The organism is Pseudomonas sp. 05L36, from assembly GCF_056398125.1.
This window is the reverse complement of the sequence record NZ_JBFTOU010000019.1, coordinates 87,111-103,282: the sequence shown is the minus strand read 5'-3', so window position 1 is coordinate 103,282 and position 16,172 is coordinate 87,111. Positions and strand designations below refer to the sequence as shown.

Below are 16,172 nucleotides of genomic sequence, written 5' to 3'. Positions count from 1 at the left end.
ATGGCCCTACTGCAGATCGCCGAACCCGGCCAAAGTCCTCAACCGCACCAGCGTCGTCTGGCTGTGGGGATCGACTTGGGCACTACCAATTCGCTGGTCGCTGCATTGCGCAGTGGTCTTTCCGAGCCGCTTGCCGACGCAGAAGGGCGGGTCATCCTGCCGTCTGCCGTGCGCTACCACGCCGATCGCGTCGAGGTTGGCGAATCCGCCAAGCTGGCCGCCGCCACCGATCCGTTGAACACCGTGCTGTCGGTCAAGCGCTTGATGGGTCGTGGTCTGTCCGACGTCAAGCAGTTGGGCGATCAGTTGCCGTACCGCTTTGTCGGCGGCGAGTCGCACATGCCGTTCATCGACACGATCCAGGGCCCGAAAAGCCCGGTCGAAGTCTCCGCCGATATCCTCAAGGTCCTGCGTCAACGCGCCGAAGCGACCTTGGGCGGCGAACTGGTGGGCGCGGTGATCACCGTTCCGGCCTATTTCGACGACGCTCAGCGTCAAGCCACCAAGGATGCGGCCAAGCTGGCCGGTCTGAACGTGCTGCGCTTGCTCAATGAGCCGACCGCGGCAGCCGTGGCTTACGGTCTGGACCAGCACGCCGAAGGCCTGGTCGCGATTTATGACCTGGGCGGCGGCACCTTCGATATTTCGATTCTGCGCCTGACCGGCGGTGTCTTCGAAGTCCTGGCTACCGGCGGCGACAGCGCCCTGGGCGGCGACGACTTTGACCACGCGATCGCTGGCTGGATCATCGAGAGCGCTGGCCTGTCCGCCGATCTCGACCCGGGCGTGCAACGCAACCTGCTGCAGACTGCTTGTGCGGCAAAAGAAGCGCTGACCAACTCTGCGAGCGTCGAAGTCGCTTATGGCGACTGGAAGGCTGAACTCACTCGCGAAGCCTTCAATGCGCTGATCGAGCCGATGGTTGCCCGCAGCCTGAAGGCCTGCCGCCGCGCTGTTCGTGATTCCGGTATCGAGCTGGAAGACGTGCATGCCGTGGTCATGGTGGGTGGTTCGACTCGCGTTCCTCGCGTTCGTGACGCCGTCGCCGAAGCCTTCGGCCGTGAGCCGCTGACAGAAATCGATCCGGATCAAGTGGTAGCGATTGGCGCTGCGATCCAGGCCGATACGTTGGCCGGTAACAAGCGTGATGGCAGCGAATTGCTGCTGCTCGACGTGATTCCGTTGTCCCTGGGGCTGGAAACCATGGGCGGCCTGATGGAGAAGGTGATTCCGCGCAACACCACCATCCCCGTCGCCCGCGCCCAGGACTTCACCACTTATAAAGACGGCCAGTCGGCCATGGCCATCCACGTATTGCAGGGCGAGCGTGAGCTGATCAGCGACTGCCGCTCCCTGGCACGCTTCGAGTTGCGCGGGATTCCGGCGATGGTGGCTGGCGCGGCGAAGATTCGCGTGACCTTCCAGGTCGATGCCGACGGTCTGCTCAGTGTTTCCGCCCGCGAACTGGGTTCGGGCGTCGAGGCCAGCATCCAGGTCAAGCCGTCCTACGGTCTGACCGACGGCGAAATCGCCAAAATGCTCAAGGATTCGTTCCAGCACGCCAATGACGACAAGGTTGCCCGCGTATTGCGCGAGCAGCAGGTCGACGCCCAGCGCCTGATCGAGGCGGTGCAGGCTGCTCTGGAGGCGGATGGCGAGCGCTTGCTCGACGCCGAAGAGCGCCTGGTCATCGACATGCAGGTGCAGGAACTGACCGAACTGATGAAAGGTACCGATGGTTATGCCATCGAGCAGCAGACCAAGCGTCTGTCGCAAGTGACCGACGCCTTTGCTGCCCGCCGCCTGGACTCGACGGTGAAAGCCGCGCTGGCGGGGCGCAACCTGAATGAGATTGAGGAATAACGATGCCGCAGGTCATTTTTCTGCCACACGAGAAGTTCTGCCCTGAAGGCATGGTTGTAGAGGCTGAGACCGGTACGTCCATCCTCGAGCTGGCCCATGAGCACCATATCGAGATGGAAAGTGCCTGTGGCGGTGTCTGCGCCTGCACCACTTGCCACTGCATCATCCGCGAGGGTTTCGATTCGCTGGAAGAGGCCGACGAGCTGGAAGAAGACTACCTTGATAAGGCTTGGGGTCTTGAGCGTGAGTCGCGTTTGGGGTGCCAGGCCAAGGTCGGTACCGAAGACCTGACCGTCGAAATTCCGAAGTACTCGCTCAACCACGCAGCCGAAGCAGCGCACTGATTCAAGGAATTGTCATGAAACTCAAGTGGACTGATGTGCTGGAGATCGCGATCCAGCTGGCTGAAAGCAAGCCCGACGTGGACCCTATGTCGGTCAACTTCGTCGATCTGCGTAAATGGGTGATGGAGTTGCCCGATTTCGACGACATGCCTGAGCATTGTGGCGAAAAGATTCTGGAGGCCATTCAGGCCCACTGGATCGAAGAACGCGACTGAGCCACGCTGCAGGTTAGGCAATACCCAAGAACCCGCGTATAATTCGCGGGTTTAATTTTTCGTAAATTACCGTTTCTGGAGTTACACCATGGCTGTTCAACGTACTTTCTCCATCATCAAGCCTGACGCTGTTGCAAAAAACGTTATCGGCGAGATCACCACTCGTTTCGAAAAAGCTGGCCTGCGCGTTGTAGCTTCGAAACTGAAGCAACTGTCCAAAGCTGAAGCTGAAGGCTTCTACGCTGAGCACAGCGCTCGTGGTTTCTTCAACGACCTGGTTGCTTTCATGATCTCCGGTCCGGTTGTCGTTCAGGTTCTGGAAGGCGAAAACGCTATCGCTCTGAACCGTGAGCTGATGGGCGCTACCAACCCTAAAGAAGCTGCTGCCGGTACCATCCGCGCTGACTTCGCTGATTCCATCGACGCCAACGCTGTGCACGGTTCGGACTCCGAAGCCGCTGCCGCTCGCGAAATCTCGTACTTCTTCGCAGCTACTGAAGTAACCACTCGCTAAGCATTGGCTTAAGAGTGAAGGTGAATCCATGACTACATCGACTGTAAAAACCAACCTGCTGGGTCTGACTCAACAGGAAATGGAAAAATTCTTCGACTCAATCGGGGAGAAGCGTTTCCGTGCCGGTCAGGTAATGAAATGGATTCACCACCTTGGCGTCGATGATTTCGACGCCATGACGAACGTCAGCAAGGCCTTGCGCGACAAGCTCAAGGTGATTGCTGAAGTTCGCGGTCCTGAAGTGGTCAGCGAGGACATTTCCACCGACGGCACCCGTAAATGGGTGGTGCGCGTGGCGTCCGGCAGCTGCGTCGAGACCGTGTACATTCCCCAGGGCAAGCGCGGCACCTTGTGCGTTTCGTCCCAGGCAGGCTGTGCCCTGGATTGCAGTTTCTGCTCCACCGGCAAGCAAGGCTTCAACAGCAACCTCACCGCCGCCGAAGTCATCGGTCAGGTGTGGATTGCCAACAAATCCTTTGGCAGCGTCCCGGCAACCGTCGACCGTGCAATCACCAACGTGGTGATGATGGGCATGGGTGAGCCGCTGCTGAACTTCGACAACGTCGTCGCGGCCATGCATCTGATGATGGACGACCTGGGCTACGGCATTTCCAAGCGCCGTGTGACCCTGTCGACCTCCGGCGTGGTGCCGATGATCGATGAGCTCTCCAAGCACATCGACGTCTCCCTGGCGTTGTCCCTGCACGCACCGAATGACGCATTGCGTAACCAATTGGTGCCGATCAACAAGAAGTATCCGCTTAAGATGCTGCTCGAGTCGTGCCAGCGCTACATGTCGAATCTCGGCGAAAAGCGCGTGCTGACCATCGAGTACACCTTGCTCAAAGATATCAATGACAAGGTCGAGCACGCGGTGGAAATGATCGAGCTGCTCAAGAACATCCCGTGCAAGATCAACCTGATCCCGTTCAACCCGTTCCCGCATTCCGGTTACGAGCGTCCGAGCAATAATGCGATTCGTCGTTTTCAGGATCAGCTTCACCATGCAGGTTTCAATGTCACCGTCCGCACCACCCGTGGTGAGGACATCGACGCCGCCTGTGGTCAATTGGTAGGGCAGGTGCTGGATCGCACCCGTCGCAGCGAACGTTATATCGCCGTGCGTGAACTCAACGCCGACAACGATGTAGCGCAAGACACCGCGAAATAACCAAGAGAGGAACTCTATGTCCCTGCGCTTTGCGCTGCTTTTGCTGTTGGCCAGCCTGTGTGCTGGCTGCGTGCTTTCGGGCGACTACAGCCCGATGAAGACCAGCAAGGGCCGCGATGAAGCGCGTGAGGCGTACGTTCAGCTGGGTATCGGGTATTTGCAGCAGGGGATGACCGAGCGCGCCAAGGTCCCGTTGAAAAAAGCGCTGGAACTGGATGGCTCCGACCCTGATGCCAACGCGGCGCTGGGGCTGGTGTTCCAGGCCGAGATGGAACCGGAACTTGCCGATGAGCATTTCCGCAAGGCGCTGTCTTCCCGTCCCGCCGATGCGCGAATCCTCAATAATTACGGCAGTTTTCTGTTCGAGCAGAAGCGTTACAAGGAAGCCTACGAGCGCTTTGAACAAGCCGCAGCCGATACCCTGTATCCTGAGCGTTCGCGGGTGTTCGAGAACCTGGGCATGACCGCTGCGATGCTCGGTCAGCGCGATTTGGCCCAGCAGCAACTGGAAAAAGCCCTGCGTCTGAACCGCCAACAACCTCGTGCATTGCTGGAAATGGCTGAGTTGTCTTACGAAGACAGGCATTATGTGCCCGCGCGTGACTATTACGACCGTTTTAGCCAGCTCACTGAACAAAATGCACGTAGTCTATTGCTCGGCGTTCGGCTGGCAAAAGTGTTTGACGACCGCGACAAGGCCGCAAGTGCCGGCCTGCAACTAAAAAGACTCTATCCCGGTACACCGGAATATCAGCAATACCTGTCGGAGCAATGATGAAAGCGGCGCATCCCGAAGTTGTAGCAGCGAATCGCGTAAACCCCGGTGAGACTTTGCGCCAGGCCCGCGAAAGCAATGGCTGGTCGCTGGCCGAAGTGGCCCTCAAGCTCAACCTCACCCCCACTTCCTTGAGCAATCTGGAAGCCGGCGCTTTCGACAAGCTGCCCGGGCATACTTTTGCCCGTGGTTACATTCGCGCCTATGCCAAATTGCTCGGCATGGACCAGGCCGTACTGGTCCAGCAATTCGATCAATCCACCGGTACCGACTCCCAGGGCAGCAGTGTTCACAGTCTGGGTCGTATCGAAGAACCGGTCCGGGTCTCCCACACCATCCTGCGAATCGTCAGCCTGCTGTTGCTGATCGCGGTGATCGGTGGCGGTTTCGTCTGGTGGCAGGATCAGACCTCGATGCGTACCAAGGACCTGATCGGGCTGGTTCCGGAACACGTTGAAGTCGAAGGCGCCGACGGTACTACGCAGATTCATCCGCTGGACGAGCCGGAAGACCAGGCTGTCGTGGAAGGTCAGACCGAAGGGGGAACCGTCCTCGCACTGCCACAGGCCAACACTCCGGCAGAAGCTCAGGCGACTGCACCGGCGGTGCCGGCCACTCCAGCCGCGCCTGCTCACAATTCAGCGCCAGTTGTCGCAGCACCAGTGACTCCGGCAACTCCCGCCCCGGCAGCGCCTGCTGCCCCGGTCGCGACTGCTCCGGCAGCCCCGAGCGCTCCTGCTCCAGCGGTAACCGCGCCAGTGGCCGGTCAAGGCCAGGTTCAGGTGCAGTTCACCGCCGATTGCTGGACACAAGTGACCGACGGTAGTGGCAAGGTACTGTTCAGCGGTCTCAAGCGCAAAGGCGCCAGCCTGGCAGTCAATGGTAAACCACCGTTTACCGTGCGTCTGGGCTTTGCCCGCGGCGCTCAGGTCAGCTACAACGGCCAGCCGGTTGATGTCGCTCCGTTCACCAGTGGCGAGACTGCTCGCCTGAAGTTGGGTCAATAAGTCATGCACGGCGAATCTCCAATCAAACGTCGCGAATCCCGCAAGATCTGGGTCGGTAACGTGCCTGTTGGCGGCGATGCACCTATCGCTGTGCAGAGCATGACCAACAGCGACACCAACGATGTCGCGGCCACCGTCGCGCAAATCAATCGCCTGGAAGCGGCCGGCGTCGATATCGTGCGGATCTCCGTACCGGACATGGACGCCGCCGAAGCCTTCGGCAAGATCAAGCAGCTGGTCAAGGTGCCCCTGGTTGCCGACATTCACTTCGATTACCGGATCGCTTTGCGCGTAGCCGAACTGGGTGTCGATTGCCTGCGGATCAACCCGGGCAACATCGGTCGCGAAGACCGCGTGCGTGCGGTGGTGGATGCCGCCCGTGACCGCGGGATCCCGATCCGTATCGGTGTGAACGCCGGCTCCCTGGAAAAAGACCTGCAAAAGAAATACGGCGAGCCGACCCCGGCTGCGCTGGTCGAGTCTGCCTTGCGTCACGTCGAGCACCTTGAACGCCTGAACTTCCAGGATTTCAAGGTCAGCGTGAAAGCGTCCGACGTGTTCATGGCCGTCGAAGCCTACCGCCTGCTGGCCAAGGAAATCGTCCAGCCGCTGCACCTGGGCATCACTGAAGCCGGTGGTTTGCGTTCCGGCACGGTGAAATCTGCCGTGGGCCTCGGTATGCTGCTCGCCGAAGGGATTGGCGATACTATCCGCATCTCGCTGGCGGCCGACCCGGTCGAGGAAGTGAAAGTCGGCTACGACATTCTCAAGTCCCTGCACCTGCGTTCCCGTGGCATCAACTTCATCGCCTGCCCGAGCTGCTCGCGGCAGAATTTCGATGTGGTCAAGACCATGAACGAGTTGGAAGGGCGCCTCGAAGATTTGCTGGTGCCGCTGGATGTCGCGGTCATCGGTTGCGTGGTCAACGGCCCGGGCGAAGCCAAGGAAGCCCATATCGGCTTGACCGGCGGTACGCCGAACCTGATTTACATCGACGGCAAGCCGTCGCAGAAACTGACGAATGACAATCTGGTGGATGAGCTTGAACGCTTGATCCGCCAGAAAGCGGCCGAAAAGGTCGAAGCTGACGCTGCCGTTATCGCGCGCGGCTGATCCCGACGACGCGCCGAACGAATTTAAGGATTTAAAGTGAGCAAGTCTCTGCAAGCCATTCGTGGCATGAACGACATCCTGCCCGAGCAGACCCCCCTGTGGCGTCATTTCGAAGGCACCGTTTCGCGCCTGCTGGATAACTACGGTTACAAGCAGATCCGCATGCCGATCGTCGAGTTCACCGAACTGTTCAAGCGTTCCATCGGTGAAGTGACCGACATCGTCGAAAAAGAGATGTACACCTTCGACGACCGCAACGGCGACTCCCTGACCCTGCGCCCTGAAGGCACGGCGGCCTGTGTGCGCGCAGTGCTGGAGCACGGCATCACCGGTGGCGGCCAGGTGCAGAAACTCTGGTACATCGGCCCGATGTTCCGCCACGAGCGTCCGCAGAAAGGCCGTTATCGCCAGTTCCACCAGATCGGTGTCGAAGTGTTCAACCTCGACGGTCCGGACATCGACGCCGAGCTGATCGTGCTGACCTGGCGCCTGTGGGGCGAACTGGGCATCCGCGATGCGGTCAAGCTCGAGCTCAACAGCCTGGGCACCAGCGAATCCCGTGGTCGTTATCGCGAAGCACTGGTCGAGTTCCTGTCCCGGCATCTGGACAAGCTGGACGAAGACAGCCAGCGCCGCCTGAAGACCAACCCGCTGCGGGTTCTTGATACCAAGAATGCCGACACCCAGGCGGTATTGGTCGATGCACCGAAAATGGCCGACTACCTCGACGAAGAATCCCGCGTGCATTTCGAGGGCCTCAAGGCTCGCCTGGACGCCGCCGGCATTCCTTACGTGATCAACCCGAAGCTGGTTCGCGGGCTGGATTACTACAGCAAGACCGTTTTCGAGTGGGTCACCGACAAGCTCGGCGCCCAGGGCACCGTGTGTGCCGGTGGCCGTTACGACGGTCTGGTGGAGCAGATGGGCGGCAAGCCGACCGCCGGCGTTGGCTTTGCCATGGGCATCGAACGCCTGGTGCTGTTGCTGGAAACCCTGGAGCAGATCCCGCAAGAGATCTCCCGTCAGGTCGACGTCTACCTCTGCGCCTTCGGTGAAGCCGCCGAGCTCGCCGGGCTGATCCTGGCGGAGCGCGTTCGTGACCAGTTGCCCAACCTGCGCCTGCAAGTGAATGCCGGCGCCGGCAGTTTCAAAAGCCAGTTCAAGAAGGCCGACAAGAGCGGTGCGCTGTATGCGCTGATCCTCGGTGACGACGAAATGGCCCAGCAAGTGGTAGGTTTCAAGCCCCTGCGTGGCCAGGGCGAACAACAAAGCATTGCCTGGGATGCGCTTGCAGCACACCTGGCCACCTGCGTCGTGCAGGGTTGAAGCTGTCTAAACAGCCGAATTAGCGATTAAGGAGTATTGGGGTGTCGAGTACCGAAGACGAACATGTGGCGGAATTGAAGGAATGGTGGTCACGCAACGGTAAGCCCCTGGTCACTGGCGGCCTGTTGGCGCTGGTCATCGTGTTCGGCTGGCAGGCGTTCCACAAGTATCAGAGCAATCAGTCGCAAGGCGCCTCGATTCTCTATCAGCAATTGCTCGAAACCACGTTGACGCCTGATGGCAAGCCTGATGCGGCCCGTGTTTCGGACCTGGCCGGCAAGCTCAACAGCGAGTTCGGCGGCAGCGCCTACGCGCAGTACGGCAGCCTGTTCGTGGCCAAGGTTGCGGTCGACAGCGGCAAGCTGGACGACGCGGCCAGCGAGCTCAAAGCCATCGTCGCCAAGCCGGCCAACCCGGCGCTGGGCGAAATCGCCCGTCAGCGTCTGGCCCAGGTGCTCGGTGCGCAGAACAAGCCCGACGAAGCACTGAAGTTGCTCGACGGCGATGCCGACAAGGCATTCCTGGCCACTCGCGAAGAGCTCAAGGGCGACCTGCTGGTGCAGTTGGGGCGTACCGATGAGGCGAGCGCGGCGTATCAAAAAGCCAAGGCGGCTCTGTCGGATGAAGCGGCGGTCGGTGGCCTGCAAATCAAGCTGGACGACCTGGCCAAAGGGGATGCGTGACGTGATTCGTTGGAAACATGCAGCATTGCTGGCTCTGGCCTTGTTGGCCGCGGGTTGCAGCAGCAACAGCAAAAAAGAACTGCCTCCGGCCGAACTGGTCGACTTCAAGGAAGAAGTGGTTCTGCACAAGCAGTGGAGTCGTTCGATCGGTGACGGTCAGGGCGAAACCTACAACATGCTGGTTCCGGCCATCGATGGCGATACCATCTATGCCGCCGACGTCACTGGCGTGTTGATGGCGATGGACCGCAACACCGGCGACGTCAAATGGAAGAAAGATCTCGAGCTGCCTGTCTCCGGCGCCGTTGGCGTAGGTTACGGTCTGGTCACCATCGGTACGCTCAAGGGTGAAATCGTTGCCCTGGACGCCATCAACGGTGAAGAGAAGTGGCGCGCTCGCGTGTCCAGCGAAGTACTGGCACCGCCAGCCAACAACGGTGACGTTGTGGTGGTTCAGACCCAGGACGATCGCCTGATCGGCCTGGATGCCTCCACCGGTAACCGTCGCTGGATCTATGACAGCACCCCTGCGGTACTGACCCTGCGTGGCACCAGTGCGCCGATCGTGACCAACCGCCTCGCGGTGGCTGGCCTGTCGACCGGTAAAGTGGTTGCCGTGGATATCACCAACGGCGTACCGGTGTGGGAACAGCGCGTAGCGATCCCGCAAGGTCGTTCGGAGCTGGAGCGTGTGGTCGATATCGACGGTGGCTTGCTGCTGTCGGGCGAGACGCTGTATGTCGCCAGCTATCAGGGGCGCGTTGCCGCTCTGGACCTGCAAAGCGGCCGTCAGCTCTGGCAGCGTGATGCTTCCAGCTACGCCGGTGTCGCCCAGGGTTTCGGTACCGTTTATGTGAGCCTGTCTTCGGGCACCGTTGAAGGCGTCGACGAGCGTTCCACCACAGCCTTGTGGAGCAACGATTCGCTGGCCCGTCGTCAACTGTCGGCCCCGGAAGTGTTCTCCAGCTACGTTGCAGTCGGTGACCTGGAAGGTTACCTGCACCTGCTGAGTCAGGTGGACGGTCGTTTCGTCGGCCGCGAGCGCATCGACAGCGACGGCCTGCGTGCCCGTCCGCTGGTGATGGGTGACACGATTTATGTATATGGCAACAGCGGCAAACTGGAAGCCCTGACCATCAAGTAAGAACTATGCTTGGGGTTAACAGCCCCAGGCTGCTTCACTTGTGGGTATGAATGTGGGAGCGAGCCTGCTCGCGATGGACGTCAACGATTACGTTTGCGTCCTGAATAAACGCGGTGCCTTGGCGTTTTTCGCGAGCAGGCTCGCTCCCACAGACAAGCGCACAGTGTTGCCCCGAGCACCAGCCGCTGCCTCGCAGCGGCTTTTGTATTTTCTGAAATAACGAAGTGGAGAGCCGCATGGTTCCCGTAATCGCCTTGGTGGGCCGACCAAACGTCGGCAAGTCCACCTTGTTCAACCGCCTGACCAGGACTCGTGATGCCATCGTCGGCGACTTGTCCGGTCTGACCCGTGATCGCCAGTACGGTGAGGCCAAGTGGCAAGGGCGTTCCTACATTCTGGTCGACACCGGTGGTATCTCCGGTGACGAGCACGGTATGGACGAAAAAATGGCCGAGCAATCGCTGCTGGCCATTGAAGAAGCGGATGTCGTGCTGTTCCTGGTAGATGCCAAGGCCGGTTTTACCGCCGCCGACCAGATGATCGCCGAGCATTTGCGCAAACGTAACAAGCGTTCCTACGTGGTTGCCAACAAGGTCGACAACATCGACCCTGAAATGGCCCGCGCCGAATTCGCTCCGTTGGGCATGGGACACGCGATCCCGATCGCTGGCGCTCATGGTCGCGGCATTACTCAGATGCTGGAAATCGCCCTGAGCGAATTCCCGAAAGACGAAGAAGAGCCGGAAGAAGGCGAGGAAGAAGACGTCGCCGAAGGCGAGGAAGCCAAGCGCATTCCTGGCCCAAGCGAAAAAGACGGGATCAAGATCGCGATCATCGGCCGTCCGAACGTCGGCAAGTCGACCCTGGTCAACCGCATGCTCGGGGAAGACCGGGTAATCGTCTACGACCAACCCGGCACCACCCGTGACAGTATCTACATCCCGTTCGAGCGTAACGACGAGAAGTACACGCTGATCGACACCGCCGGTGTGCGCAAGCGCGGCAAGATCCACGAAGAGGTCGAAAAGTTCTCCGTGGTCAAAACCCTGCAAGCGATCAAAGACGCCAACGTGGTGATCTTCGTGATGGACGCCCGCGAAGGCGTGGTGGACCACGACCTCAACCTGCTGGGCTTTGCCCTCGAGGCCGGTCGTGCATTGGTCATCGCGATCAACAAGTGGGACGGCATGACGCCGAGCGAGCGCGACTTCGTCAAGATCGAGTTGCAGCGTCGCCTGTTCTTCGTCGAGTTTGCCGATATTCACTTTATCTCGGCACTGCACGGCACCGGCGTGGGCAACCTCTACGCCTCGGTACAGAACTCGTTCAAATCCGCAGTAACCCGCTGGCCGACCAACCGCCTGACCCAGATCCTGGAAGATGCGGTCGGTGAGCACGCCCCTCCGATGGTCAACAACCGCCGGATCAAGCTGCGTTACGCCCACTTGGGTGGTGCGAACCCGCCGATCATCGTGATTCACGGCAATCAGATCGAGAAGGTGCCGAAGTCTTACGTTCGTTACCTGGAAAACACTTACCGTCGTGTCCTGAAGCTGGTCGGTACGCCGATCCGCATCGAGTTCAAGGGTGGCGAGAACCCGTACGAAGGCAACAAGAACACGCTCACCGACCGTCAGGTCAACAAGAAGCGTCGTTTGATGTCGCACCACAAGAAAGCCGACAAGAAGCGCCGCGACAAGCGCTGATTCGAGCGTTCTGGGACGTGCTTTTGTACGAGCTGCCGCAGGCTGCGATCTTTTGATTTTGCTTTAAAGACAAGATCAAAAGATCGCAGCCTGCGGCAGCTCCTACAGGACCGGATTTAAAGAGGGGGCTCACCAGAGCGCCCTTTTTTTATGGGCGCCGTTTGGGCTATCCTCGGACTCCCCGCGCCGCCGTAGAGCCGGGTGTAGAGCAGGGAACCACCGATGATCACCAGCAAGCTGCCGAATGTCGGCATCACTATCTTCACTCAGATGTCTCAGCTCGCGGCACAGACCGGCGCGCTCAATCTGTCCCAGGGTTTTCCCGATTTCGCGGCCCCGCAGGCCCTGTGCGATGCGGTCGGCCGGCATATCGCCTGCGGCCATAACCAATATTCGCCAATGACCGGGCTGCCGGTGTTGCGTCAGCAGATCGCGGCGAAGATCGCCCGCAGTTATGGCGCGCAGGTGGATGTGGATACTGAAGTGACGGTCACCCCCGGCGCGACCGAGGCGATTTTCTGTGCCATTCAGGCGGTTATCCACAGCGGTGACGAAGTCATTGTGTTTGACCCGGCCTACGACAGCTACGAGCCTTCGGTAGAGCTGGCCGGCGGTCGTTGCGTGCATGTGCAACTGGGCCTGAACGACTTCAGTATCGACTTCGAGAAGCTTGCCCAGGCACTGAGCCCGCGCACGCGGATGATCATTCTCAACACCCCGCACAACCCGAGTGGTGCGTTGGTCAGCCGTGCCGAACTCGACCAGTTGGCAGCCTTGATCCGCGATCGCGACATTTATGTGATCAGCGACGAAGTCTACGAGCACCTGGTGTTCGACGGTGTGCCCCACGTCAGCGTGCTGGCCCATGAGGAGCTGTATCAGCGCGCATTCGTGGTCAGTTCGTTCGGCAAGACCTACCACGTCACAGGCTGGAAAACCGGCTATGTGGTCGCACCACCGGCCCTGACGGCGGAATTGCGTAAGGTGCACCAGTACGTGAATTTTTGTGGTGTGACGCCGCTGCAATATGCCTTGGCCGACTTCATGGCCGAACACCCGGAACACGTCGAAGAGCTGCCGGGTTTTTATCAGGCCAAGCGCGATTTGTTCTGTGATCTGCTGGCGCCGTCGCGTTTCAGTTTCACCCGGGTGACCGGCACCTATTTCCAGTTGGTCGATTACTCGCAGATCCGCCCGGACCTCAATGACGTCGAGATGGCCCTGTGGATGACGCGCGAGCATGGCGTGGCCAGTATCCCGATCTCGGTGTTCTACCAGGCGCCACCGGTCGGCCAGCGCCTGGTGCGGCTGTGCTTTGCCAAGCGTGAGGAGACGCTGCGGGAAGCAGCGGAAAAACTATGCGTGATCTGAGTGCATTGCCCAATCTGAACGTGGCGCTGATCCAGACGTCCCTGGCCTGGCACGACCGTCAGGCCAATCTGGAGCATTTCGAGCCATTGCTGGAGCAGGCTCGTGGCGCTGACCTGATCATCCTGCCGGAGATGTTCACCACCGGTTTTTCAATGGAGTCCGAAACCCTCGCTGAAGCGGAAAATGGTCCGACCAGCAAATGGCTGCGGGCTCAGGCGGCGAAACTTGATGCGGTGATTACCGGCAGCGTGATCGTTCAGGCAGCCGATGGCAGCCATCGCAATCGCCTGCTGTGGGCGCGACCGGACGGTGAGGTGCTGCATTACGACAAGCGTCATCTGTTCCGCATGGCCGGCGAGCACAACCACTACACCCCCGGCGAGCGCCAGGTGCAGTTCGAGCTCAAGGGCTGGCGCGTGCGACCGCTGATTTGCTACGACTTGCGTTTCCCGGTGTGGAGTCGTGACGCCCAGGACACTGATCTGCTGCTGTACACCGCCAACTGGCCAGGAGCACGGCGCCAGCACTGGAACCGCCTGCTGCCGGCGCGGGCGATCGAGAACCTGTGCTATGTGGCAGCAGTGAACCGCATTGGCACGGATGGCAAAGGCTTCGCGTACACCGGTGACAGCCAGGTGCTGGATTTTCAGGGTGAGACGTTGTTCAGTGCGGGGGAGGCTGATGGGGTGTTCAAGGTGACTTTGGATGCGGTGGAGCTGGCGGCGTATCGCACGCGGTTTCCGGCGAATCTGGATGCCGATACCTTCGAGTTCACCTGAGATCTTTACTGTCTGACAGGGCCTCATCGCGAGCAAGCTCGCTCCCACAGTGACCGCGTTCACACCGATCAAATGTGGGAGCGAGCTTGCTCGCGATGGGGCCGGGACAATCAACACAAAAACAGGCAGACAAATAAAAAGGCCCCAAGGTTCGCACCTTGAGGCCTTTTGCATTTCAGCGACGCTTAGGCAGCTTTCGCTTCCGGCTGGCTCAGCGAACGGTTCAGCGCACTGAACAGGGCCTTGAAGCTGGCGGTGGTGATGTTTTCGTCGATGCCGACGCCATGCACCGCACGTTCACCGTTCACACGCAGTTCAATGTAGGCCGCGGCCTTGGCATTGGTGCCCGCGCCGATGGCGTGCTCGTTGTAGTCCATGATTTCCACCGGTACCGGCAAGCCGGCCACCAGCGCTTCCAGGGCGCCGTTGCCCTTGCCGCGCCAGTGCAGGTTGGTCTCGCCCTGGCCTTGGCTGGCCACTTCCACTTCAACGGCGCTGTGACCGTTTTCTTCCTGCAGGCGATGGCTGACCAGCGCGTACGGGGTGTTGGCCTGCAAGTACTCGCTGTGCAGCAATGCGTGGATTTGCTGGGCGGTCATTTCCAGACCCAGGCGGTCGGTTTCACGCTGCACGACCTGGCTGAACTCGATCTGCATGCGACGCGGCAGGCTGATGCCGTATTCCTGTTCCAGGAGGTAGGCGATACCACCCTTGCCCGACTGGCTGTTGACGCGGATGACCGCCTCGTAGCTGCGGCCGATGTCGGCCGGGTCGATTGGCAGGTATGGCACTTCCCACAGTGCGTCCGGTTTCTGCTGGGCGAAGCCCTTGCGGATCGCGTCCTGGTGCGAGCCGGAGAACGCGGTATGCACCAGGTCGCCGACGTACGGGTGACGCGGGTGCACCTGGATCTGGTTGCACTCTTCGACGACTTTACGCACGCCGTCGATGTCGGAGAAGTCCAGCTCAGGGTTCACACCCTGGGTGTAGAGGTTCAGGGCCACGGTCACGAGGTCGACGTTACCGGTACGCTCGCCGTTGCCGAACAGGCAGCCTTCGACACGGTCGGCGCCAGCCATCAGGCCCAGTTCGGTGGCGGCAACGCCAGTACCACGGTCGTTGTGGGTGTGCAGGCTGATGATCACGCTGTCACGACGGTTGATGTGACGGCCGAACCATTCGATCTGGTCGGCATAGATGTTCGGCGTCGCGCATTCCACCGTGGCCGGCAGGTTGAGGATCATCTTGTGCTCGGGCGTCGGGTTCCAGACGTCGATCACCGCGTCGCAGACTTCCTTGGCGAACTCCATTTCGGTGGCGCTGAAGGTTTCTGGCGAGTATTCGAAGGTCCACTCGGTGTCCGGCTGCATGGCCGCGTATTTGACGAACAGCTTGGCGGCGTTCACGGCGATGGCCTTGACCCCGTCCTTGTCCTGGTTGAAGACAATGCGGCGGAAGGAAGGGGAGGTCGCGTTGTACAGGTGAACGATAGCTTTCTTCGCGCCGCGCAGGGATTCGAAGGTGCGTTCGATCAGGTCTTCACGACCCTGGGTCAGCACCTGGATGGTGGTGTCGTCCGGGATGTGTTTGCCTTCGATCAGGGTGCGAACGAAGTCGAAGTCGGTTTGCGAGGCGGCCGGGAACGACGCTTCGATTTCCTTCACGCCGACCTGCACCAGGGTTTTCCAGAAGCGCAGCTTTTTGACGGCGTCCATCGGCTCGATCAGCGACTGGTTGCCGTCACGCAGGTCGGAGCTGCACCAGATCGGCGCGGCGGTGATGGTTTTCGACGGCCAGGTGCGGTCCGGAATGTCGATGGTCGGGAACGCGCGGTATTTCGAAGACGGGTCTTTGAGCATGCTCATCAGGAAATCCTTATTGTGTGGGCCGAAAAAAGGCGGCCTGCCGGTGGATCAAAAGTTCTTGGAGTAACGCTTGGGACGAGGCACCACGATTCAGCCCGGCAGTCGTGCACTGACGAGGCACAGGCTGCGGTGCTGGCGGAGCTGAATGAGGGTGTGAGAGGTTTTCATGCCTTCAACCCTAACCGCGGGGGTGAAGGTTGGCAAGCAGTCGAAAAAAATTGAGAGGAATACTCGAAAAGTCTTTTTTTGCGAGATTTTATCTTCTGTTTCTATGGGATTGTTTATGGGTATTGCGC

Annotated in this window: 15 protein-coding genes; 14 read left to right on the top strand and 1 reads right to left on the bottom strand. The window is 60.0% G+C overall.

The window, feature by feature from the left end:
- The 14 genes from hscA (at window position 1) to AC1DKH_RS19925 (ending at window position 14,011) form a co-directional block, all read left to right on the top strand.
- Window positions 1-1,863 (top strand): Fe-S protein assembly chaperone HscA, encoded by a 1,863-nt coding sequence (gene hscA / locus AC1DKH_RS19990; protein ID WP_477754700.1) that lies wholly within the window; start codon window positions 1-3, stop codon window positions 1,861-1,863.
- Between the two features lie 2 nt (window positions 1,864-1,865).
- The gene (gene fdx, locus AC1DKH_RS19985; protein ID WP_477763295.1) at window positions 1,866-2,207 is read left to right on the top strand and encodes an ISC system 2Fe-2S type ferredoxin; all 342 of its coding nucleotides are present in this window, start codon (window positions 1,866-1,868) and stop codon (window positions 2,205-2,207) included.
- 14 nt (window positions 2,208-2,221) lie between these two features.
- Window positions 2,222-2,422 carry a Fe-S cluster assembly protein IscX gene (gene iscX / locus AC1DKH_RS19980; protein ID WP_007973999.1) on the top strand — a complete coding sequence of 67 codons (201 nt, stop codon included), beginning with the start codon at window positions 2,222-2,224 and terminating at the stop codon, window positions 2,420-2,422.
- 88 nt (window positions 2,423-2,510) lie between these two features.
- Window positions 2,511-2,936, top strand: coding sequence for a nucleoside-diphosphate kinase (gene ndk, locus AC1DKH_RS19975; RefSeq protein WP_007903599.1), 426 nt, complete (start codon window positions 2,511-2,513; stop codon window positions 2,934-2,936).
- A gap of 28 nt (window positions 2,937-2,964) precedes the next feature.
- Window positions 2,965-4,107, top strand: a complete 1,143-nt coding sequence (gene rlmN / locus AC1DKH_RS19970) for a dual-specificity RNA methyltransferase RlmN (protein ID WP_477799046.1) — start codon at window positions 2,965-2,967, stop codon at window positions 4,105-4,107.
- Window positions 4,108-4,123: 16 nt separating this feature from the next.
- The gene (gene pilW / locus AC1DKH_RS19965; RefSeq protein WP_477754697.1) at window positions 4,124-4,882 is read left to right on the top strand and encodes a type IV pilus biogenesis/stability protein PilW; all 759 of its coding nucleotides are present in this window, start codon (window positions 4,124-4,126) and stop codon (window positions 4,880-4,882) included.
- Window positions 4,882-5,889, top strand: coding sequence for a RodZ domain-containing protein (locus tag AC1DKH_RS19960; RefSeq protein WP_477799045.1), 1,008 nt, complete (start codon window positions 4,882-4,884; stop codon window positions 5,887-5,889). The genes pilW and AC1DKH_RS19960 overlap by 1 nt, the downstream gene beginning before the upstream one ends.
- Window positions 5,890-5,892: 3 nt before the next feature.
- Window positions 5,893-7,002, top strand: a complete 1,110-nt coding sequence (ispG, locus tag AC1DKH_RS19955) for a flavodoxin-dependent (E)-4-hydroxy-3-methylbut-2-enyl-diphosphate synthase (RefSeq protein WP_007944259.1) — start codon at window positions 5,893-5,895, stop codon at window positions 7,000-7,002.
- 36 nt (window positions 7,003-7,038) lie between these two features.
- Window positions 7,039-8,328: a histidine--tRNA ligase gene (hisS, locus tag AC1DKH_RS19950; RefSeq protein ID WP_477754695.1), complete on the top strand. Its 1,290-nt coding sequence runs from the start codon at window positions 7,039-7,041 to the stop codon at window positions 8,326-8,328.
- 41 nt (window positions 8,329-8,369) lie between these two features.
- A complete protein-coding gene (locus tag AC1DKH_RS19945) occupies window positions 8,370-9,011 on the top strand; it encodes a YfgM family protein (protein ID WP_477754694.1) in 642 nt (213 codons plus the stop codon).
- Window positions 9,004-10,155, top strand: a complete 1,152-nt coding sequence (gene bamB / locus AC1DKH_RS19940; RefSeq protein ID WP_477754693.1) for an outer membrane protein assembly factor BamB — start codon at window positions 9,004-9,006, stop codon at window positions 10,153-10,155. Before AC1DKH_RS19945 ends, bamB begins: the two co-directional genes overlap by 8 nt.
- Before the next feature lie 236 nt (window positions 10,156-10,391).
- On the top strand, window positions 10,392-11,861 hold the full coding sequence (gene der, locus AC1DKH_RS19935) for a ribosome biogenesis GTPase Der (RefSeq protein WP_218429453.1): 1,470 nt from the start codon (window positions 10,392-10,394) through the stop codon (window positions 11,859-11,861).
- 222 nt (window positions 11,862-12,083) lie between these two features.
- Complete coding sequence (locus AC1DKH_RS19930) at window positions 12,084-13,232, top strand: pyridoxal phosphate-dependent aminotransferase (protein WP_477799044.1); 1,149 nt, start codon at window positions 12,084-12,086, stop codon at window positions 13,230-13,232.
- Entirely contained in the window at window positions 13,220-14,011 is a 792-nt protein-coding gene (locus AC1DKH_RS19925; protein WP_477799043.1) for an amidohydrolase, read from the top strand. The genes AC1DKH_RS19930 and AC1DKH_RS19925 overlap by 13 nt, the downstream gene beginning before the upstream one ends.
- Before the next feature lie 185 nt (window positions 14,012-14,196).
- Here the strand turns inward: AC1DKH_RS19925 and leuA are convergent, their stop codons facing one another.
- Window positions 14,197-15,876 (bottom strand): 2-isopropylmalate synthase, encoded by a 1,680-nt coding sequence (gene leuA, locus AC1DKH_RS19920; RefSeq protein WP_477799042.1) that lies wholly within the window; start codon window positions 15,874-15,876, stop codon window positions 14,197-14,199.
- Window positions 15,877-16,172 lie beyond the last annotated feature (296 nt).